A 19,498-nucleotide genomic window follows, 5' to 3' on the forward strand; every position below is an offset into this window, starting at 1 on the left:
CGGTACTGGCATAGATTGATCTTCGCCGTTAGGCGTCAGAATGAAAGGGAGTGGGCCGGACGTGACCGAAGAAGAGATCAGGACAATCTTCAACAGGCAAAGAGCGTTTTTTTCCAGCGGAAAAACGCTGGACCTTGATTTCCGGCGGGAAGCGTTAAGGAAACTCAAGACGGCTCTGACAGCGGCGGAAGAGGAGATAATCAGCGCTTTGGGCAAGGATCTCAGAAAGCCGCTGCTGGAGTCCTATAGCATGGAGCTGGGGATCGCCGTCCAGGAAATTGATTTTGCCCTGAAAAATCTCCGGAAATGGGCCAGGCCGCAAAAGGTCAAATCCCCGCTCCTGCTTTTTCCGGCCAAGAGCGCTGTCCTGGCCGAGCCTTACGGGCTGTCCCTGATCATCAGCCCCTGGAACTATCCGTTCCAGTTGACCTTTTGCCCGCTGGTCAGCGCCATCGCGGCCGGGAACTGCTGTATCGTCAAACCGTCCGAATATGCCGGGGCTTCGGAGCAGGTGATCAAAACTGTCATCGCCCGGGCCTTTGACAGCAGTTATATCGCGGTGGTTGAGGGGGATGCCGGGACCGGGGCTTTTTTGCTGGAGCAGGACTTTGACAAGATTTTCTTTACCGGAAGCCCCGCGGTAGGCCGGATCGTCATGGAAAAGGCCGCCCGGAATCTGGCTTCGGTAACCCTGGAGCTGGGCGGGAAAAGTCCCTGTATCGTTGACCGGGAGGTAAACCCTGAGCTCACGGCCAGACGGATTTTGTTCGGCAAGCTGGTCAATACGGGGCAGACCTGCATCGCTCCGGACTATCTGATTGTGCACCGGGAAATCAAGGAAAGTTTGTATGCCGCGCTGGGCAAGGGGCTGCGAGACTTTTTCGGGGAGAACCCGCAGAACAGCCCCGATCTGGGAAGAATCATCAACAAAAGGCATTTTGACAGGCTCAAAGGTTATCTGAGCCAGGGCAGGATCATCCTCGGCGGCGGTTCAGACGAGAAGGAGCTTTATCTGGAGCCCACGGTCATCGAGGTCGCCGATCTGGAGGCACCCCTGATGCGGGAAGAAATCTTCGGGCCGGTCCTGCCGGTCGTCCCATATACCGGTCTGGAAGAGATTGAAGGGATCATTGCCCGCAATCCCAATCCCCTGGCCTTATACTTGTTCACCCGAAATAAGGAGACAGCCCGGACTCTGACGGCCAGAATTCCATTTGGCGGCGGCTGTGTCAATGATACCCTGTTCCAGGCCGCCAACCAGCACCTGCCGTTCGGTGGCAGGGGAGGGAGCGGCAGCGGCAGTTATCACGGCAGGTACGGCTTTGAGGCTTTTTCCCATAAAAAAGCGCTGGTGCGCAACCGCTTTGGCTTTGACCTGTCCCTGAAATATCCGCCTTATCAGGACCGCCACAAATACCTCAGAAAATATTTGATCAGATAGCGGGGGAATGAAGGGGCCAAGGTAAAATTTTCCCTCTCGGTCCGCCCTGATTTGCTTTATTGATTAAGGTGTGTTATACTCTAATGCGTAATTTTGTTTTGCGACTGCTTGACTCCGATATGTATGGGATTTTGGGATTATTGAGCGGGAACTCAATGTTATGAGTTGACTGCTTTTTTTATTTCTGAGCAAAGAAAAGAAGAGCTGGCGTCTGTCAAGGGACCGGGCAGGCGGCTGAAGGATGAATAGGCAGATCAGTTCTCCGGAAGCAGACAGCGAAATGAATACAATATTGTAAATAGTGGTTGTCCACTAAAGAATGGAGAAAACAATTGAAATTTGAAGAACTGAACATCATCACCCCGATCATGAAAGCCTTAAAGGCTGAAGGATATGAAGCGCCTACCCCGATCCAGGAACGGGCCATACCTGCCGTACTGAAGGGGAGGGACCTTCTGGGGTGCGCGCAAACCGGAACGGGAAAGACAGCGGCATTTTCAATCCCCTTGCTGCAGATACTCAGCAGGGAGAGAATCAACGAGAGGGCGCCCCGTACAATCAGGGCCCTGATTTTAGCCCCGACCCGGGAACTGGCGCTCCAGACCGGAGAGAATCTCCGGGCATATGGGAAATATCTGGGAATCAAGCATACGGTGATTTTCGGGGGGGTATCGCAGGATGCCCAGACAAGGGCGATGAAAGCGGGAGTGGATATTCTCGTTGCTACCCCGGGCAGATTGCTTGACCTGATGGGCCAGGGATACGTCAGACTGGATCACATCAAGCTTCTGGTGCTGGATGAGGCGGACCGCATGCTGGACATGGGATTTGCCCATGATATGAAAAGAATCCTGGCAAAGCTGCCCGCGGCAAAGCAGACCCTGCTGTTCTCCGCTACCATGCCTCCGGAAATGAAAGCCATGGCAGGGGCGATTTTGTCCAACCCTGTCAAGATCGAGGTGGCTCCGGTGTCATCCACCGCGGACACGATCGACCAGTCGGTTTATTTTGTGGAAAAAAGCGGCAAGAAAGCGCTGCTCATCGAACTGCTGAGAAATCAATCCGTTGATTCGGCTTTGGTGTTTACCCGGACAAAGCATGGAGCGGATAATGTCGTCAGGGCTCTGGAGAAAGCCAGGATAAAGGCTCAGGCCATCCATGGCAACAAATCACAGGCAGCCAGGCAGACTGCCTTGAACAATTTCAAGGCGAAGCGCACCAGGGTGCTTGTGGCGACCGATATTGCGGCCAGAGGGATCGATGTGCAGGAGCTGTCCCACGTCATCAATTTTGACCTGCCCAATATACCCGAAACCTATGTGCACCGCATCGGAAGGACCGGAAGAGCGGGGATGGGCGGAACGGCATTATCCTTTTGCGATGATGAGGAGAAGACCTATCTGAGGGATATCCAGAAGCTCATCGCAAGGGAAATCGCGGTGATCAGGGAGCAGCCTTGCTTACCGGGCGCTGGCAGGTAAGCGGTCAGGATGATCTGATTAATAGACCGATCTATGGTGGGATATTCCCGTGGACAAGTGTTTCACGGGATTTTTTTTATCAATTTACGGGAAGGGGAACCATTTGGCCCTTCAATCACTCTAATAGGTGTAACAGGTTACAATATCAAGCACCGGAGGTTGTTTATGGAGATCGTAAACAGGTCGGCTGATCTTTGCCGGGAGGAGAACATCAAGGTCAAGCTGGCCAAGGCAGGCGACAAAGCGGCATTCTGCACGTTGATCGACGGCCACAGGCTGGCGCTTTACCGGGTCGCCAGGGGCATTTTAGATTCGGATTTTGACGCGGCCGATGCCATTCAGGAAACCGTCATTTCGGCGTATACCCATATCGGCGCCTTGAATAAGGACGAGTATTTCAAGACCTGGCTGATCCGGATACTGATCAATGAATGCAAAAAGATTTTGCGCAAGTCCCGTCAAACGATTTTTATGGAAACCGTAACTGATCAGGCTGTGCTGGATCATTATCCTTCCGACAATGCCGCGTCAGATTTTGTCAACAGGCTGGATTGGGAGCTCAGACAAGTCATTGTTCTCTACTATTACGAAGATTTTCGGGTCAGCGAGATTGCCCGGATCCTGAGAATCCCCCAGGGCACCGTGAAATCCCGTTTGGCCAGGGCCAGAGGCAAGCTTTTAAACTTAATGTCTGTCAAGGGAGAGGAAAAAGATGAAAAGAGATGAGAAACAGCAGGATCTGGCCTCCAGGCTGGAGATTCCTTCGGTTGTGCCGGACCTGGTCAATGCCAGGATTGATCATACTCTGCAAAATCTTGAACAAAGGAAGAGAAGCCGCAGGCTCACCAAAAAGAGTATCCTGGTTCTGGCGGCCTGTCTGACCATCATCAGTCTGGGAACATTGGCTGCTTTTGGGCAAAACCTGCCCTTGCTCAATTCTCTGGTCAAGATGGTCAATCCGGCGGCAGCGCAAAATTATGAACGTGTCAAGGTCGACATCAGTGGAGGGAAGGCAGGGTCAGCAGGCGGTGCGGGAAAAACCGCAGTCCATAAAACGGCAACCGATCAGGGGATAACCCTGACGGTGAACGATTTGGCCTATGACGGAGCTTCCCTTATCATCGGCTTTGAGCTGAGTAAAGCCGGCGGGTTCGGCAATGATGTGGTGGAAATCGATACGGACCTGCTGCCTTCTTTTCAAAACCCTGAAGACGGCAGGCCTGCAAACTCGGAGAGCCTGGTTGCCGATTCCTATTTAACCCCCAAGGACAACGGCGATTATCAGGGGTATGCGGCATTTCATTTTGGTGATCCTGCTCCCAATATCGAAGATAACGGCACGCTGACCTTAACGGCCTCCAATATTGGGGTAGTGGACAGCACGGGTTTTAAGGAGGTGAACGGGCTGTGGAAGATCGAAACGGGCCTTACGGGAAAAGACATTTACACCGCTGCCCAGATCACGGAATCCGGCCTTGAGCATCCGCTGAAGAACGGCAAGGTGGAGTCCGTCAAACTCATCAGAAGCGCCCTCAACAATATGATCAGCCTGAAAGGCTATGCGACCCCATCTACCGGTTTTCCGGCGGTGCTGCAGGGTTTCTTCATTCTGGACGACCGGGGCAATTGCCTCAACTACAGGTATATTTTGCGGGAATTCCCGAGGCAAACTGGCCTTGCGGAAGAGGGGAGCTTCAATACCGTCATCAGTCTGATGAGAATACCGGCAGATACGCAAAGGCTGACGGTAATCCCTTATACATCCGTGAAAGGAAAGGAATCTAAGGTTTATGCGGCAGAGCTTCAACAATTGCCGGTTTCCATTCCCATGCAGGATCAGGAAATGACCATTTCCGCTGTGGAGCGCGGTCAGGAGAAACTGACCATCCATTACACGGTGAGCGGGTTTGAGGACAATAAGGCCTATCCCAGCTTCGAGTTTGTCGAACAAAACGGGGGCAAAATACCGGCGGCCGCCCAGACCGGAAGAAGAATGAACCCCATGGACTATGAAACCGGCCTCGGGATCTATGAATGGAAAACGGACCGCGCTCAGGACATCGCCAAAGTGCTGATTCACAGCCAGGAGTATGACCTTCAGAAGGATTTGGCGTTTGACCTTGATCTGACGGAGGATAAAAAGTAACCCTGGATGAAACCTTTAGCCCGTGACCGGGAGCGTGAACCCTTTCCACGTCCCCGGTCACGGGCTTTTCTATGTGAGGAACTGCCATTAAGAAATTTCTGAAAAGAAAACGCCGCAGCTCCGCGGCTTACAGCGTCTTTCAATTTTGTTTTATTCAGGTGTACCGGCATAAATGAGTGCTGCTATGAACATTCAAGGTGCGCTTGTTTACAGGGAAGATGGACGGTAAAGGCAGTCCCCTCACTCGCTTTGCTGTCAACAGATAGCTCACCGTGATGAGCGTCAACAATGGGGATGTTTGCAAGGATTGTGATGCTGTCCGCATGGAGCCATCTCGTGCCCTGGCTGGCGGGTATGGTTTTCATCCCTACACTGGCGCGCTGGTGCTTGGCGATCTCAGCGGCAGCCGCAGGCCGTTTGAAGCTGTCTTGATCGCCCTGATGTATTTTGGCCCGATCAATGATATGTGGAAGTTTGATTTTATGGGCCTGACAAGCAACAATGCCACGGTATATCTGACCGTTGCCGCAATTCTGTTCGGCCTGGGAGCGGGGACACAAAGGGGAAAAGAAAAACGCCTGATTGGCGCAAGGAGGCAGTAGTTTGAAATGAAAAAACCTTGAATATCAACCGTTTTCTGTGTTTTTTCTAAAGTGGATATCAAAAGATGAGAGCCCCTTGTGCCGGTTAGCATTTGCCGGTCAAAAACTCCAGGCTCAGCTGATAAAAGCCATCTTGATTTGTAAGCAGGGCCGGGTGGCCGCCGGTATCAAACAAATGCATTTTACCGTGGCCGATTTTGGCAAGCAGTTCGCCATAAACCTTTTCAAAATAATCAGGGGCCAGGGCACTGGCGAATTCATCTTCTAAACTGCCGGTCAGAAGAATGTCCGGCTGAAAAGAGCCCAGGTCCTTGTGGAAAAATCCGCCGATTTCCTTCTGGTGTCTGATCATGGCCCTTGTATCATTATCGACGACCTGTTCCCAGTCCGAACCGTGCATAGAGGAATAAAACATTCTTGTCTCTGCATCAAGCTTGGAGGCTTCCCTGTCTTCCGTGATATTCTCTGTCAATGCGATAATTGGTTTTTCTCCCTCAAAGCTGTCGGCGATTACTTTATTGACCAGCTCAGGTGCTTCCAACCCGATATTGACAGCAACCAGAGCACCGCCGCTGCTGCCGATAATATTTGCCTTCGGATATTGCTTTTCTCTTAAGAAAGCGATTACCTGTTCAGCTTGATGAAACCATAAATCGGCAGGGAATTCATCAAGCCTGTCTGATTTTCCATGCCCTAAAAAATCAATCAGGACAACTTGGAAATCTTTCCGGTACCTTTGTGCAATTTCGGCAAACAGATTGGAGGAAGCCGTATTCCCATGAAGGAGGAGCAACGGCGCGCCGGCACCAAATTCCGTATAATATATTCTTTGGTTATGAAAATAAAAATGACTCATCAACCCTCCGCAAGGACCGGTTATTGCGCATTGCGAGGACAACAGGAACGCTTTATCACTCAAGGATGCAGTTTTTACTATATTTGGGTATCAATGGTGGGATCAGGCGGTGCCGGAATTTTATCATTCGGCAGCGCAATGAGCTTCCTTGTTGTCGACATTGTTTCTGCGGTTATACAATTTTTAATCATGAAGAGTGTTTCCTCTGGTGACCTGTAACAGTATATTCCAAACCCGCCTGAATAGGTATAGACATTTTTTTCAGGTGATTGTTTGGGAGCATACACTTCAGCCTGTTCAAGACTGCTTAAATCCAGCCTATTGTTTATGGTAGGAACATAGAAATGAGATAGTCCGGCAATTCTCATCCAGGATCTCCCTCCTTTATTTCAATAGAGATTAAACCTGAGCAACTAAAATATTTTATTGATGGTTAAGGTGCAACGACATTACATATTTAGACAAATTTCGTTCTGTATTCATGTTATATTTCAAGTGTATGTCAAAATGGAAGATCCTGCAGATCATGATCCCCGTTAAGGAAGGTTGATCGGAAGGCCACGCCCCTGCACAAAAAGCAGGTGCTTTTATGATACAACTACTGGGGATATTTGTAAAGGGAGGAAAAAATCTTGAAACGATTATTTACAGTTCTATTATTAACCGGCAGTTTGCTCATCTCCGGCTGCAGTAACCCTTTGTTAAATACAGCTTCTGATACCCAGGAGCCACTGGCAGAACCTTCAGAAAACGAAAGTACTGTGGTTGACACGGATCAATCACCGGCATTTTTAGGCAATAAACCTTTTACCAAAAAAACAACTCCCAAAACTTCCCCCCAAGGCTATTCTTTGGAAAACATCGCTTATCCCCAATTATCAGATGAGTCTTCCAGCTATGTGACCAAAAGGTTTCCTGATCTGGACGGCTTGTTTAAGGATAACCAGTGGTCTCCCCTTTGTTTTATCGACAATGACACTTTTGTTTTTTCGGCCGTACAGCTGCAAGGGGCTGAAGAGAAAGTTTATAAGTATAACATGAAATCGAAGACCCTAAAGGAACTTTTTCAAGTTTCTTGTACAGGGAGGCCCAGTTTCTTCATTCAAAGCAGTACCAGTTTTTATCTCTGTTACGATAACATGGCTGTTTTGATCGATAACGATAAAGTCTCCAAAAAAATTCTGCTCAGCAGCTTTCAGCAAGAATATAAGGATTTAGACATCCCCCAATTTGCTGTAAACCCTGAAGCAGGAAAAGTGCTGCTCTTAGATTATGATAAGAAAAGAGGTTATTTAGCCGATCTCAACATGCAGCAAATTACAGAATTACCCGTCCAAGGCGTTGTCACGGGCGGTTGGCTTGATGCCAAAAACGTTCTCCTGGGAACTGTCGATAAAATTGACGAGCGTCGTCGTTTCGAAGGAAGTGCAGTTGTCAAATATAACATCGAAAGTAAGTCTTCTACGAAAACCTATCTGGGAACCAAGTCGGGAATACCAGCGGTATTTGGAGGTCTTTACCGTAACAGTAATGAATATTGCGGTTTCAATTATCTTGCTGAAAACATACCACCCTCAGGCCTGGTTGGTATAATTGATCAGATCCATAGCAAAATGATATTCCTTGAGCTTGAGAATGCAGTGGGCAATTTGACCTTATATCATAACAAGGTAATTACGGTAATTGCCAACAAGCCTGTTGATTGGGAAGTCTGGGGGCGGGCTGAAGATGATCAGGTTTATTTGGTCGTTTATGACGTAGACACAGAGAACTATAGCATCAGAGCTAAGAATTTGCCAAAGCCTCCAATGTATCTACCGGATTTAATCATATCACCGGACGCAAGAACAATGATCTATCATGCCGAGGCCATGTCTTATATCAACCGGCCCAAGTAGGAGGAAAACCGTATACCGGGAGTTGCAAAGTTTAGCGGTATGTGGTTAATACCAAAAGACGCTGAAAAACCTGCTGATGGAAGAAGAAAAGAAAAAAGACGGGGAACCGTTTGAAAGGAGTGTAGCCTTATGGAACATAGAATTATGCTGATTGAAGACGATACGTCAATCGCAAAGCTGCTTGCCGCCCATATTGAGAAATACGGATATGAATGCGTTATAATAAATAATTTTGATAAGGTATTGGATATTTTCATTAAAGCAGACCCGCATGTGGTTTTGCTTGATATTAACCTGCCAAAGTATGACGGGTATTATTGGTGCGGAAAAATCAGGCAGATATCCAATCATCCCATCATTTTAATTTCGGCCCGTGACAGTGAGATGGATCAGGTGATGGGGATAGAAAGCGGCGCTGACGATTATATTACAAAGCCTTTTTATTATGATGTTGTCATAGCGAAAATAAAGAGCCAAATCCGGCGTTGTTTTGGGGCGCTTGCTCCAGATGGTTCAGAAGAACGGAAAGTAGGATGTGAAGGACTTTTTCTATACCTCGAAAGGCCGGAACTGCGTTTCCGGGATGCTTCCGTCACCCTGACAAAAAAAGAAGCGGTATTGGCTGAAATTCTAATGAGTAAATCACCTAAAGCGGTGAGCCGTGATGTGCTGTTGGAAAGACTATGGGATGATGTACACTTCGTAGACGAAAATACCCTGAATGTAAACGTGGCACGTCTTAGAAAAAAGCTGCAAGAGCTTGGTATTGAAGAAGCGATTGAAACCGTGAGAGGTCAGGGATACCGCTTGAACGCTCTCTGGAGGGAACTGTGATGAGATTATTCTGGCGTGACCATGTTCCGTTTATATTGTTATACGTTTTCAATATGTTGATTTTATTCGTCATTTATGGAAAGCTCGGCGGATTTGAGAATTTAGGGAACATCTATTATTTTTTGTTTTTGAGTGGCTTCCTCTTGGGAGTCTTTTTGATATACCGCTTCTTTTCCTATCGAAAGCTATACCACAAATTGAGTGAAATGCCCTCAAATATAGAGGATACTCTGATTTCGGCAGGAACGGCACCACTTTCAACAGGCATCGATCAATTGATTTTGACCCAATACCATTTATACCAAAGCCAAATTGAACGGTACAAGCGCAAGCAAAAGGAGCATTTGGAATTTATCTACCAATGGGCGCATCAAATGAAAACGCCGATTTCCGTCATTCACCTGATTCTTCAAGAAAATGAGGGTGAGGCTTTTGAAAACATCCGGTTGGAAATGGAGCGGCTCAACAGCGGGCTGAACATGGCGCTCAACTTCGCAAGAATGGAGGAATTTGAAAAGGATTTTTCCGTTGAAACAATTTTATTGTCCTCTTTTGTGCCGGAGGTAATCAGTGAGGAAAAAAGGTATTTCATCAAAAAACGTATTTATCCCGAAGTGCGGATAGATTCTGATTTTACGGTAATATCCGATAGGAAGTGGCTCAAACTCATATTAAAGCAATTACTGATCAATGCTGTAAAATACACGGTCGAAGAGGATAAAACGGTTACCGTGGCGGCTTATCGCCGTGGAAACAGCAAGGTGTTAGAAGTAAGCGATCAGGGCATCGGCATTTCTCCCCAGGATATTCGCCGTGTCTTTGAGCCTTTTTATACAGGTGTAAATGGGAGGGAGTTCGGAGAATCCACGGGCATGGGGCTATATCTTGTCAATGAAGCCTGCAAGAACTTACAGCATGAGATTGAGATAGATTCAAAAATATCAGAGGGTACTTCTATCCGGATTGTTTTTTCCGCTTGATGATTTATTACACGGATGTAAGGTTGATGTAATTTGAATCGATAGCAAGCTATACGAAAAGCCGATATGATTGACTTGTAAATTATATCAAGCCAGAAAGATGTGTGTAATATTGGAGCTATTAAACGTAAGTCATGTTTCCAAAGTATACGGGAATAAGGTGCTGTATAAAGCACTTGACAATGTCAGCCTAAGCATCGAACAGGGAGATTTTGTCGGAATCATGGGGGCTTCGGGGAGCGGTAAAACAACGCTCTTAAACGCAATTTCCACCATTGACCCTCCCACTTCCGGCGAGGTTCTCATAAACGGAGAAAATCCCTATCAAATCGATAGCGCAAATCTTGCGCTTTTCAGAAGAAGAAAAATCGGCTTTGTGTTTCAGGACTTCAATTTGATTGACACTTTGACCGTTGGGGAAAACATCATACTCCCGTTGACATTGGACGGTGAAAAAGTATCCGTAATGAATAAGAAGCTGAAAGCCGTTGCAAAGAGTCTGGATATTGAAGAAATTCTCGGTAAAAGGAGTTTTGAAATATCAGGAGGACAAGCACAAAGGTCGGCGGTTGCCCGTGCAATTATCCACTCTCCCTTGCTTCTTTTAGCAGATGAACCTACGGGAAATCTTGACTCTAAGTCGGCAAAAGATGTCATGGAATTATTTGAAAGCGTAAACCGTGAAACAGATGTCACAACGGTAATGGTAACGCATGACGCTCAATCTGCAAGTTTTTGTAACCGCATTGTTTTGATCAAAGACGGACGGATATTCAATGAAATACACCGTGGGAACAGCCGGAAGGAATTTTATCAGCAGATTATTGATGTCCTCTCCCTATTGGGGGGTGACGCAAAATGACATTCCGCCAATTTGCATTTAATAATGTAAAGCGCAATATCCGTGTCTATTTGGCCTACTTTTTGAGCAGCGTTTTTACGATTATCGTTTTTTTCTCCTTTGCGACCAACCTGTTTCATCCTGTCATAGCAAGTCAAAAAGGCGGGGCAATCGAGGAAATAATGGGGCTTGCCGAGGGAGCTATCTTTGTATTTGCCTTTTTCTTCATTCTGATTTCAGTAAATGCTTTCTTGAAAATCAGGCAGAAAGAATTTGGCGTTCTCACGATTTTGGGCATGTCAAAAAAGCAGTTTAACCGCATGATTTTTCTGGAAAATATGCTGATTGGCTGCGTCGCCATTCTAACGGGGATTACAATCGGATTGGTGTTCTCTAAACTTTTGCTGATGGTCACGGCTCATATATTATCATTTGAAGCCCTTTCGTTTTACTTTCCGATTCAGGCCGCACTTCTGACCATTGCTTTTTTCTTAATCATATTCATCGGTATATCAACGATTGCGCCTAAGATTATACGAACAAATGACGTTGTTCAGTTGTTGAAAGGAGCCCAAAAAGACAATAAGGAAATTACATTTTCCAAAACGCTGTCCTTTGTTTCTGTTTTATGTTTATTTCTTGGGTACTTCATGTCCGTATCCTCAAAAATATACGGCTTGCATCCGTTCTTAAATAAAATCATTTTATTTGTGGAAAACCTGCCGTTCCGCGAGGTTATCCTAATCGCTTTAATTGCGGTCGGCACGTATTTGTTTTTCACACAGTTAAGCATCTTTGTATTGCATAGATTAAGGAAAAACAAGAGTTATTATATGCGTAAGACGAATATGCTGTGGATTTCCGAGCTGTTTTCACGCATCAGAGATAATGCGCGAATGCTGTTTTTGGTTACTATGATTTCAACGGCTGCATATGTCGCTATAACGAGTGTCTATGCCTTAAATTCGGTAGTTAAGGACGAGGCGTTAAAGGATAATCCCTTTGCGCTTACCTATACTTCTATCGGTGACAATGCAAATGAAGTGCAAAATATCAAAGCGATTGATGATATGCTTACAAGCTCCGGCGTCGCTTATAAGACCTATAAAACAGAAGTAATCAAGCAGGTTTCGAGTTCGGGATATAGCGTTCATATTATTAGGGTATCGGAGTATAATACCCGTGCGGCCGCATTGGGCTTGGCGCAGGTAAGCATTGATGAAAGCCAGGCACTTTTAGTCCCTGCCGATGTACGATACGACCCCGTGAGGGACAAGACCTTAAATCAGAAAAATATTCCGCTTGACGACGGAAAGATCAATCTGACGGTAAAAGAAGTGGCGCCTCAAGTTATCGTCTATTCAGGGCTGTTTCGGAATCTAATCGCGGTTAATGACAGCACCTATGACAAAATATCGGATATGAATGAGAGATATGTTTCTTATTCCTATGAAATACCCGACTGGCTAAACACGCGTAATGCGATGAAGAGCCTAAGGAGTACCCTTGGCGATGGCGAATACGGCTCATCCTTTTGGTCGAATAGAATAGAAATATATGACCTTGAAAATCAGACAAAGAAGCTGTTTCTATATGCGGGATTCTTTCTTGGCGCAATATTCTTCATGGGAGCAAGCAGCTTTCTGTATTTCAGGCTGTATACCGACTTAAATCGGGACAAGAGCAAATATTTAGCTATATCAAAATTGGGGCTGACCTTTAAGGAATTGAAAAAAGTGGCAAGCAGACAAATTTCCGTTCTGTTTTTCGTACCCTACCTACTTGCCGCCATTCATACCTCTTTTGCCACGGCGCTTTTGCAGAGCATGTTATACACCTCGGTATGGCAATACTTTTTAGTGGTCATGGCGGTATTTTTGATACTGGAAGTCATTTATTACAGCGTCGTCCGTTCGCGCTATATCAAATATTTAGCGCAGTATACCGTATAGCATAAACATTCTTATACTTAGTTAAATTTGAATAGATATATCAAAGCGCTATGCATTTTTCTTACTTAGGAAGCTAGAGCGTGGTGCGAATCACTTTTGCCAATCAAAGATCAAGCTTGTTATTTCAAAGCGTTCGCAAGTAAATCAAAACCGAACTCCAAAAACTCTCCCTCATCAATCGACAGTGTGTTCCAGACGCTTTTGTCCATGAAGCCGGCGGTATAAAGGAGGCTGAAGGCAGAAAAAAAGCCGAAAAATACCGCTTTTTTCATATCCAGGTTGGGATTTATACTGCTGTCCGAAGCGCCGGCAATCGCCAGAGAACCGAGGTATTCCATCCGGGCGGCATCCAAGTGCCGGATTTCTTGATAATGGGGACTGGCTTCGATGTTTTGCCTGTTTGCCGGGAGGTAATTCAAGATCCGAAACAAATCTGGATAATCGCGAAAAAATGTCAGATGGGCAAGATTCGCCAGGCGAATCTTCTCACGTGTGTTTTCACCAAGCCTAAGGGCATTTATAGAGGCTTCATAAAGCTGACGGGCACCTTTCAGCGCAACGGCGTAGAAAAGATCCTCCTTGCTCTGAAAATATTGATATAGTGTCCGTTTGGTGAGACCGGCATGTTTGACCACCTCATCAATGGAAGTGTTCTCAAAGCCCTTTTCCGCGAACAGCTTTTCAGCCGCCCCCAGAAAGGCTTCTTTTTTTTGAATTTTATTTGCTTCCCGTTTGGATTGTACTTCTTTCATTTTTTAGTCTTCTCCTATTGACAAATAAAGTAGACTGAAGGTATACTTGAATAAAAAAAGTAGACCGCTGGTATACTGTTTAAAAAAAGAATACCATGGGATTAGGAAAATGTAAAGGAGGACTGTAGCATGAGAGGATTTCAATTAATTTTGGCAGTTGTCACGATGCTGATGATGTTCGGCATGTTTGGTTTTAATCTGTGGATCGACGCTAATTTTTCCAAAGGATTACAACTGCCCCAATGCTATATCCCGTTGAATTATATCACCGCCGGGCTTGTCCTGCTCACGGTTATATTGATATTTGTACGTAAATAGCGGTAAACAGGAAAATGAAGAGAATGGTTAAGTTCCTGTGCAGGTAAGATCATGAATGGCCAGTACGGTAATTGGACAAAAAACGCCGGACCAACGAGTTCCACTATGTTGAGCCGGCATTTTTTTCAGGAACCATGGAATCCGGGATACTGGAGCAACGATCAGGAGAGGTCGGGAAATGGGGGAATGAGAATGAAAATCCGCGAAAACTATACTTGTCCGCTGGAAATTGTACATGATTTTATTAAAGGCAAATGGAAAACAATTTTGATCTTTCAACTGAGACTTGGGACACAGACATTTTCAGAATTAAAGCATGGAATTGAAGGCATTTCAGAAAAAATGCTGCTTCAGCAATTAAAAGAGTTACAGGAATTTGGAGTGATTAATAAAACAAGTTATGAGGGGTATCCTCTTCACGTAGAATATTTTCTGACGGATAGGGGGACTCAATTATTAGAAGCTGTTCTGATTATGCAGAATATTGGTGTGGCTTATATGATGGAACATGGACAGAAAGAGCTGCTTGAGAAAAAAGGCATTATCTGTTTGAATTCAATACCTACCGAAAAGTAAGTAATTTACTTTTTCCTTTATCCGACTTAAACTTTCCTTGAAACGGCAAATAATTAGGGGAAAGAGGTAATGGCCAATGAAACAGGGTTTGATTTTAGTGGATATTCAAAACGATTATTTTAAAGGCGGAAAATATGAATTGGTTAACCCGGAGCAGGCGGCCATGCAGGCCAATAAAATCCTGACTTTTTTTCGGAGAGAAGGATGGCCGATATATCATGTGCGCCACATAAGTACAAATCCAGGCGCCGGTTTTTTTATACCGGATACTGAGGGTGCTGATTTTTATAGAGCGTGTTGTCCTTTGGAAGGGGAAGAAATCATCATCAAGCATAGACCCGACAGTTTCCTGAGGACAACCCTGAAAGAGAAATTGGAAGAAACGGGTGTCGCCGCATTGGTGGTATGCGGGATGATGACGCATATGTGCATAGATTCAACCGTCAGAACCGCCGGCAATTATGGATACGCTGTCACCCTAATCGAAGACGCATGCGCAACAAGAGATTTGGTATGGGGAGGAATCCCGGTTTTAGCGGACCAGGTCCGGAACGCATATATGGCCGCTCTTGACGGGACTTTTGCCAGGGTAGTGCAGGCCGATGTATGGATTAAGGAGAATTGAATTTGCCAAAGGCCCGAAAGATGTATCCCGCAGATTCAATCATATCACCGGACGCAAGAACAATGATCTATCAGGCCGAGGCCATGTGTTATATCAACCGGCCCAAATGAAGGTCAATCAATTTTCTCCACAAAAAACACAACAAATCGGTCACACGAAATCGGTCACACGATGTGGCGGCCTCTCGCGCGATTTGATATAACGGACGGGTGTTACCGGTGCGCCCTAACCGCATTAATGGGGTTATCTAATCAGTATATCCCTATCCCACCATTAAAAATTACCATGCGATCCATATATCCGAAAATATTTTTAGATAAATTAAAAGCCAATCCCTCAAAATGAACTGGCTTTTGTTTTTTTATCCACACTATTCTCTTTTGGAATATCAGGGAGAGTTAAAGTGAAAATCGTTCCTTGTTTTCGGGTAACCTTTTGATTCCATTGTTTTTGATATGCTAATAGAATAAAATTTTTTTGAAAATGTCTTCTAAAAACCACTTTCCGATATCGCGGTTTCAATACCCACGTGGAACTTATAATCACAATTCTTACATCGAACTCCAAACACGGTACCCATAATGCTATACTCCAAACCCGGCGGACGTGGCGTTTTTGGCGTCCCTATTTAGTCGCAGGTTAAGATTATTATACGAGACGTTAAAAAATCTTAAGTCTTCGAAACCATTTATGTAACAGGCGGTAAGTTCTGTGACGCAACCGTTAGCCCAATTGTTCGTTTGCTTTTTACCGAGGAAAGTAAGTTCAGAAGTATCAAACCATGATTCATAAATGCCGCATAAATAATACTGACAGTTACGATATCTATCTTGTTGTATTAAATGTTTGAGTTTCTCTACATCGTAGAAGCCTGCGTCAATACCGGCTTGTCGCGCGGCTTTATACTTAAATTCAATAATAGCGAGAATATCTTCTTCTTTTATTGCTTCTCCCATATATCCCGTGAAATGTTTTGGGACTTTGACAATAGCCATATCCACACAGAAACGACTTTTTTTAATATCGGCGTCATTAAATTCAGTAAAAATCCTTAGGTCGTTCTCATCCAGAATTTCAGCAAGTGAGGATGACCTTAGATGATGATAAAATGCACTTTTAAGTGAATCTTCTTTCATCAGATATTTCCCTGCATAGTCTTTAGGAATTTCATTAAGCCATATGGATTTTATAGCTACATCTATCTGCTTCATTATCTCTTTACCCATTATGATTACCTCCTATAAATAAAAAGTGCATATTTTCATTATATCAGACAGGTTATATCTAGATAAAGATAATAGAGAACCTTCTTATTTACTTAAGACCCAGGAGTGTGAAAATAAGGTTTATAAAGAATTTAGAGGAAAATATCCTAACTCAAATCCCCCAAGGCTTTTTAAAAGGATAAGGAGAGTTTCTTGTTGTCTTTCTCCACATTGTATGTTAGTATAGCTGTAAACTTACTTACTAGTAGGTAAGTTTGTCCGGGAGGTTTGAATAATGTCGACGAAAAGAGAAGAGATTATCGGGCATGCGTTGCGCCTGATAAAGCACAGAAGTTTTTCATCTTTTAGTTATGAAGATATTTCCAAAGAGTTGAAAATGACAAAAGCCGCTGTTCATTATCACTTTGGAAAAAAAGACGGTTTGGGTTTGGCGGTCTGTGATGTGCTGCAAACAGGACTAATCAGAAGCTATGAGAAATGCCAGAATGAAATCAAACAGCACAAGGGACATCCATGGTTTTTTATTGAAAGCAGAATCAGTACAATTGCGCCGGATGAAATCTGTCCTATATTGAGTATGCAGGCTGATTATGAAAATTTGTCGGTCAGACTGAGAGAAAAAATTGAAAAATTAAGCATGAGTGAGCTAGAGCTGCTGGAACGATTGGTAAAAGAATATGCTCCTTGCAGCAGAGCGGATAAAACTGTGATGTCAACGCTAATGAGTGTAAAAGGTGCCCTCCAATGCCGCAGAGTTCTTGGGGAAAAAATCTTTATTAATGCCATAGAGGATGTAAAAAACCGATTCTATGCCTTTGTGGATGAAGAGGAGAAAAATTAAAATGAAAAGAGTTGTGGTTACTGGATATGGAGTAATTTCTTCTTTGGGAAATGAGATCAATCCTTTTTGGGATAATATTCTGGGCGGAAGGAGTGGGATAAAGAGCATTCAAGATTCATCTTTTTCGGAGATCCCCTCGCGAATTGCCGGTTATATTGAAGATTTCCCTGGTAAAGATTATTTTAACGGGAAAGAATTAAACAAATATGATTTGTTTGTTCAATATGCCTATGCTGCGGCCAAGCAGGCAGTGGAGATGGCAAATGTGCAGGAAACAAGTTTTGACCAAGATAGAGTTGGTATTTATGTAGGATCAGGTATTGGCGGCATAAAAAACATGATTAAGAATCATGAAGAATTCATGGCCAGAGGAAACAAAAGAGTTTCTCCCTTTATGGTGCCAATGATGATTAGTAATATGGCCGCAGGCATTATCGCGATTAAGACCGGCTTTAAAGGCCCTAGCTTTTCTCCGGTAGCGGCTTGCGCGACATCCAATCAGGCTATCGGGGAAGGGTTCTTAAGTATCAGGCATGGATATACTGATGCAGTAATCGCAGGTGGTGCTGAAGCATCGATTAATGCATTCGCATTTTCGGGATTTACTAATATGCGTGCAATGTCTACAAATAATGAGCATCCACAACAGGCATCCCGTCCATTCGATAAGCTGCGGGATGGCTTTGTGATGTCCGAGGGCTCAGGAATTTTATTCCTGGAAGAGCTAGAGCATGCCCAAAATCGCGGAGCTGAGATACTCGGAGAAATTGTCGGATACGGGTCGACGACAGATGCCTGTCATATTACAAATCCCGATTATCACGGAGCGGAAAGATCAATGAAACTGGCCATCGAAATGGCAGGAATAACCCCTAAACAGGTGGATTATATTAATGCACATGCCACAGGTACCGCGGAGGGAGATAAATCTGAAACAAAGGCGATTAAAGCAGTATTTAAAGAAGATGCTTACCAGATTAAAATCAATGCGACAAAGTCCATGACAGGTCATTTATTTGGTGCAGCCGGGGGAATAGAAGCTATTATCACATTAAAGGTTCTAAAGGAAGGCATGATACCGCCGACGATCAATTTGACCGTACCAGATGAGGATTGCGATTTGGATTATGTGCCAAACAAGGCAATCAAACATGAAGTAAATTATGCTGTCTCAAATGGTTTTGGCTTTGGCGGACATAACGCTTCCTTGCTTTTCAAAAAATATCAGATCAAGTAGACATCACAATTTTGAGGTGCTGCTTTTCATGGCAATGAGCTTTGCGCAATGAGAGATCAGTCCTCTTTGCAATCTCGAATTGATTTTTAGGCCCTTGCGATCAATCAAGGACCAAACAATAAATATCCGATATCCAGAAAAAACCAAAGCCAGAAAAACATCAGGATCCCGATACATAAGCAGATTTTTGCCGATGAATGTTTTCTTTTCCGGTATTCCAGGATTGTGAAAGGAAGGACAAGCAGAGAAAATGGGGTAGGAGAAAGAAGCAGCATCCCGTATAACTTGGTCTGATGGGTTGGAATAATCTGTATAAACTCATTGAGCAGAACGATAAAACTAATCGCGATAATCACCAGATAGATGAGTTCAAACAGGTGATATTGTCTTTGCCGGATCGTCTGAAGCATGTTCCTGGAATTCTCGTGAATACTCTTGGACAGCGTGGTGAAAACGGATAAACCCACACAAATGCTTAATCCGATGTAAAGCGCTAAGAGTATCAAATGAAGGTAGTCTTTGAACGTAAATAAAACAATGTAAGGAGTAACATTGTGATTACTATAATAAAGGATAAAATATCCGATAAAAAGACCGAAAAATAAACCGACTGTAAAATTGATGATCATTTGATTCCGGGGATTATAGAATTGATGAAAGGCCCCTTTGAGGGTATAAATTGCCGATAGGACCAGAACAAGGGACAAACCCGCAATCAGCTCCGGCAATACTTGGGAAAACGGAACCTTAAAAAATAAGGTGCTGAGATAAACATAAGCAAGAACTAAAAATGCGATTAAATTTAAGGAATAAAAAATAGATTTGTTCCGTTTAAAGTCATGTTCAGAAGGGGATTGATTCATGGTTCCTCATCTCCCAACCAGCGATATGG

General features: G+C 44.6%; 20 protein-coding genes and 1 pseudogene. 16 read left to right on the plus strand and 5 right to left on the minus strand.

Features of this window, described 5'->3' with window-relative positions:
• Positions 1-40 precede the first annotated feature (40 nt).
• The 5 genes from SGLY_RS05735 (at position 41) to SGLY_RS05755 (ending at position 5,670) form a co-directional block, all read left to right on the plus strand.
• Positions 41-1,441 carry an aldehyde dehydrogenase family protein gene (locus SGLY_RS05735; RefSeq protein ID WP_148228078.1) on the plus strand — a complete coding sequence of 467 codons (1,401 nt, stop codon included), beginning with the start codon at positions 41-43 and terminating at the stop codon, positions 1,439-1,441.
• A 332-nt stretch (positions 1,442-1,773) separates the two neighbouring features.
• A complete protein-coding gene (locus SGLY_RS05740) occupies positions 1,774-2,922 on the plus strand; it encodes a DEAD/DEAH box helicase (RefSeq protein ID WP_013624333.1) in 1,149 nt (382 codons plus the stop codon).
• 165 nt (positions 2,923-3,087) lie between these two features.
• Entirely contained in the window at positions 3,088-3,648 is a 561-nt protein-coding gene (locus SGLY_RS05745; protein ID WP_013624334.1) for a sigma-70 family RNA polymerase sigma factor, read from the plus strand.
• Positions 3,635-5,068, plus strand: a complete 1,434-nt coding sequence (locus tag SGLY_RS05750) for a DUF4179 domain-containing protein (protein WP_013624335.1) — start codon at positions 3,635-3,637, stop codon at positions 5,066-5,068. Before SGLY_RS05745 ends, SGLY_RS05750 begins: the two co-directional genes overlap by 14 nt.
• A gap of 272 nt (positions 5,069-5,340) precedes the next feature.
• Positions 5,341-5,670, plus strand: coding sequence for a hypothetical protein (locus tag SGLY_RS05755; protein WP_169312013.1), 330 nt, complete (start codon positions 5,341-5,343; stop codon positions 5,668-5,670).
• A gap of 85 nt (positions 5,671-5,755) precedes the next feature.
• Here the strand turns inward: SGLY_RS05755 and SGLY_RS05760 are convergent, their stop codons facing one another.
• Positions 5,756-6,526 carry an alpha/beta fold hydrolase gene (locus SGLY_RS05760; protein WP_013624336.1) on the minus strand — a complete coding sequence of 257 codons (771 nt, stop codon included), beginning with the start codon at positions 6,524-6,526 and terminating at the stop codon, positions 5,756-5,758.
• Between the two features lie 77 nt (positions 6,527-6,603).
• Positions 6,604-6,894 carry a hypothetical protein gene (locus tag SGLY_RS05765; protein WP_013624337.1) on the minus strand — a complete coding sequence of 97 codons (291 nt, stop codon included), beginning with the start codon at positions 6,892-6,894 and terminating at the stop codon, positions 6,604-6,606.
• Between the two features lie 264 nt (positions 6,895-7,158).
• Between SGLY_RS05765 and SGLY_RS18385 the strand changes: the two genes are divergently transcribed.
• From SGLY_RS18385 to SGLY_RS05790, 6 genes and pseudogenes are all read left to right on the plus strand, one after another.
• A complete protein-coding gene (locus tag SGLY_RS18385) occupies positions 7,159-8,424 on the plus strand; it encodes a hypothetical protein (RefSeq protein ID WP_013624338.1) in 1,266 nt (421 codons plus the stop codon).
• Positions 8,425-8,538: pseudogene (locus SGLY_RS18390) on the plus strand (DNA-binding protein); the annotation flags it as partial.
• A 15-nt stretch (positions 8,539-8,553) separates the two neighbouring features.
• Positions 8,554-9,258, plus strand: coding sequence for a response regulator transcription factor (locus SGLY_RS05775; protein ID WP_013624339.1), 705 nt, complete (start codon positions 8,554-8,556; stop codon positions 9,256-9,258).
• On the plus strand, positions 9,258-10,238 hold the full coding sequence (locus SGLY_RS05780; protein ID WP_013624340.1) for a sensor histidine kinase: 981 nt from the start codon (positions 9,258-9,260) through the stop codon (positions 10,236-10,238). The genes SGLY_RS05775 and SGLY_RS05780 overlap by 1 nt, the downstream gene beginning before the upstream one ends.
• A gap of 112 nt (positions 10,239-10,350) precedes the next feature.
• A complete protein-coding gene (locus SGLY_RS05785) occupies positions 10,351-11,100 on the plus strand; it encodes an ABC transporter ATP-binding protein (RefSeq protein WP_041444685.1) in 750 nt (249 codons plus the stop codon).
• Positions 11,097-13,031 carry an FtsX-like permease family protein gene (locus SGLY_RS05790; RefSeq protein ID WP_013624342.1) on the plus strand — a complete coding sequence of 645 codons (1,935 nt, stop codon included), beginning with the start codon at positions 11,097-11,099 and terminating at the stop codon, positions 13,029-13,031. The genes SGLY_RS05785 and SGLY_RS05790 overlap by 4 nt, the downstream gene beginning before the upstream one ends.
• A 119-nt stretch (positions 13,032-13,150) precedes the next feature.
• Here the strand turns inward: SGLY_RS05790 and SGLY_RS05795 are convergent, their stop codons facing one another.
• The gene (locus SGLY_RS05795; RefSeq protein ID WP_013624343.1) at positions 13,151-13,783 is read right to left on the minus strand and encodes a TetR/AcrR family transcriptional regulator; all 633 of its coding nucleotides are present in this window, start codon (positions 13,781-13,783) and stop codon (positions 13,151-13,153) included.
• A gap of 129 nt (positions 13,784-13,912) precedes the next feature.
• Between SGLY_RS05795 and SGLY_RS05800 the strand changes: the two genes are divergently transcribed.
• The 3 genes from SGLY_RS05800 to SGLY_RS05810 all read left to right on the plus strand — a co-directional run bounded on the left by SGLY_RS05800 (position 13,913) and on the right by SGLY_RS05810 (position 15,302).
• Entirely contained in the window at positions 13,913-14,101 is a 189-nt protein-coding gene (locus tag SGLY_RS05800) for a hypothetical protein (protein WP_013624344.1), read from the plus strand.
• Positions 14,102-14,293: 192 nt separating this feature from the next.
• On the plus strand, positions 14,294-14,677 hold the full coding sequence (locus SGLY_RS05805) for a winged helix-turn-helix transcriptional regulator (RefSeq protein ID WP_013624345.1): 384 nt from the start codon (positions 14,294-14,296) through the stop codon (positions 14,675-14,677).
• Between the two features lie 76 nt (positions 14,678-14,753).
• Positions 14,754-15,302 carry a cysteine hydrolase family protein gene (locus SGLY_RS05810; RefSeq protein WP_013624346.1) on the plus strand — a complete coding sequence of 183 codons (549 nt, stop codon included), beginning with the start codon at positions 14,754-14,756 and terminating at the stop codon, positions 15,300-15,302.
• Positions 15,303-15,886: 584 nt separating this feature from the next.
• Here SGLY_RS05810 and SGLY_RS05815 read toward each other — a convergent pair.
• Positions 15,887-16,528 (minus strand): hypothetical protein, encoded by a 642-nt coding sequence (locus SGLY_RS05815; protein WP_013624347.1) that lies wholly within the window; start codon positions 16,526-16,528, stop codon positions 15,887-15,889.
• Positions 16,529-16,802: 274 nt separating this feature from the next.
• Here SGLY_RS05815 and SGLY_RS05820 point away from each other — a divergent pair, with 274 nt between their 5' ends.
• Positions 16,803-17,369, plus strand: a complete 567-nt coding sequence (locus SGLY_RS05820) for a TetR/AcrR family transcriptional regulator (RefSeq protein WP_013624348.1) — start codon at positions 16,803-16,805, stop codon at positions 17,367-17,369.
• Position 17,370: 1 nt separating this feature from the next.
• The gene (fabF, locus tag SGLY_RS05825; RefSeq protein ID WP_013624349.1) at positions 17,371-18,606 is read left to right on the plus strand and encodes a beta-ketoacyl-ACP synthase II; all 1,236 of its coding nucleotides are present in this window, start codon (positions 17,371-17,373) and stop codon (positions 18,604-18,606) included.
• A gap of 104 nt (positions 18,607-18,710) precedes the next feature.
• On the opposite strand, the gene SGLY_RS05830 is transcribed toward fabF, so the two are convergent.
• Positions 18,711-19,469: a hypothetical protein gene (locus tag SGLY_RS05830; RefSeq protein WP_013624350.1), complete on the minus strand. Its 759-nt coding sequence runs from the start codon at positions 19,467-19,469 to the stop codon at positions 18,711-18,713.
• Positions 19,470-19,498: the final 29 nt, after the last annotated feature.

The organism is Syntrophobotulus glycolicus DSM 8271 (assembly GCF_000190635.1).
Classification (GTDB): domain Bacteria; phylum Bacillota; class Desulfitobacteriia; order Desulfitobacteriales; family Syntrophobotulaceae; genus Syntrophobotulus; species Syntrophobotulus glycolicus.

Coding starts and splice junctions, on each gene's coding strand:
- SGLY_RS05790 (WP_013624342.1), top strand. CDS start 11,097: ATGACATTCCGCCAATTTGCATTTAATAATGTAAAGCGCAATATCCGT.
- SGLY_RS05745 (WP_013624334.1), top strand. CDS start 3,088: ATGGAGATCGTAAACAGGTCGGCTGATCTTTGCCGGGAGGAGAACATC.
- SGLY_RS05815 (WP_013624347.1), bottom strand. CDS start 16,528: ATGGGTAAAGAGATAATGAAGCAGATAGATGTAGCTATAAAATCCATA.
- SGLY_RS05795 (WP_013624343.1), bottom strand. CDS start 13,783: ATGAAAGAAGTACAATCCAAACGGGAAGCAAATAAAATTCAAAAAAAA.
- SGLY_RS05820 (WP_013624348.1), top strand. CDS start 16,803: ATGTCGACGAAAAGAGAAGAGATTATCGGGCATGCGTTGCGCCTGATA.
- fabF (WP_013624349.1), top strand. CDS start 17,371: ATGAAAAGAGTTGTGGTTACTGGATATGGAGTAATTTCTTCTTTGGGA.
- SGLY_RS05780 (WP_013624340.1), top strand. CDS start 9,258: ATGAGATTATTCTGGCGTGACCATGTTCCGTTTATATTGTTATACGTT.
- SGLY_RS05750 (WP_013624335.1), top strand. CDS start 3,635: ATGAAAAGAGATGAGAAACAGCAGGATCTGGCCTCCAGGCTGGAGATT.
- SGLY_RS05805 (WP_013624345.1), top strand. CDS start 14,294: ATGAAAATCCGCGAAAACTATACTTGTCCGCTGGAAATTGTACATGAT.
- SGLY_RS05735 (WP_148228078.1), top strand. CDS start 41: ATGAAAGGGAGTGGGCCGGACGTGACCGAAGAAGAGATCAGGACAATC.
- SGLY_RS05830 (WP_013624350.1), bottom strand. CDS start 19,469: ATGAATCAATCCCCTTCTGAACATGACTTTAAACGGAACAAATCTATT.
- SGLY_RS05810 (WP_013624346.1), top strand. CDS start 14,754: ATGAAACAGGGTTTGATTTTAGTGGATATTCAAAACGATTATTTTAAA.
- SGLY_RS05765 (WP_013624337.1), bottom strand. CDS start 6,894: ATGAGAATTGCCGGACTATCTCATTTCTATGTTCCTACCATAAACAAT.
- SGLY_RS05775 (WP_013624339.1), top strand. CDS start 8,554: ATGGAACATAGAATTATGCTGATTGAAGACGATACGTCAATCGCAAAG.
- SGLY_RS05760 (WP_013624336.1), bottom strand. CDS start 6,526: ATGAGTCATTTTTATTTTCATAACCAAAGAATATATTATACGGAATTT.
- SGLY_RS05800 (WP_013624344.1), top strand. CDS start 13,913: ATGAGAGGATTTCAATTAATTTTGGCAGTTGTCACGATGCTGATGATG.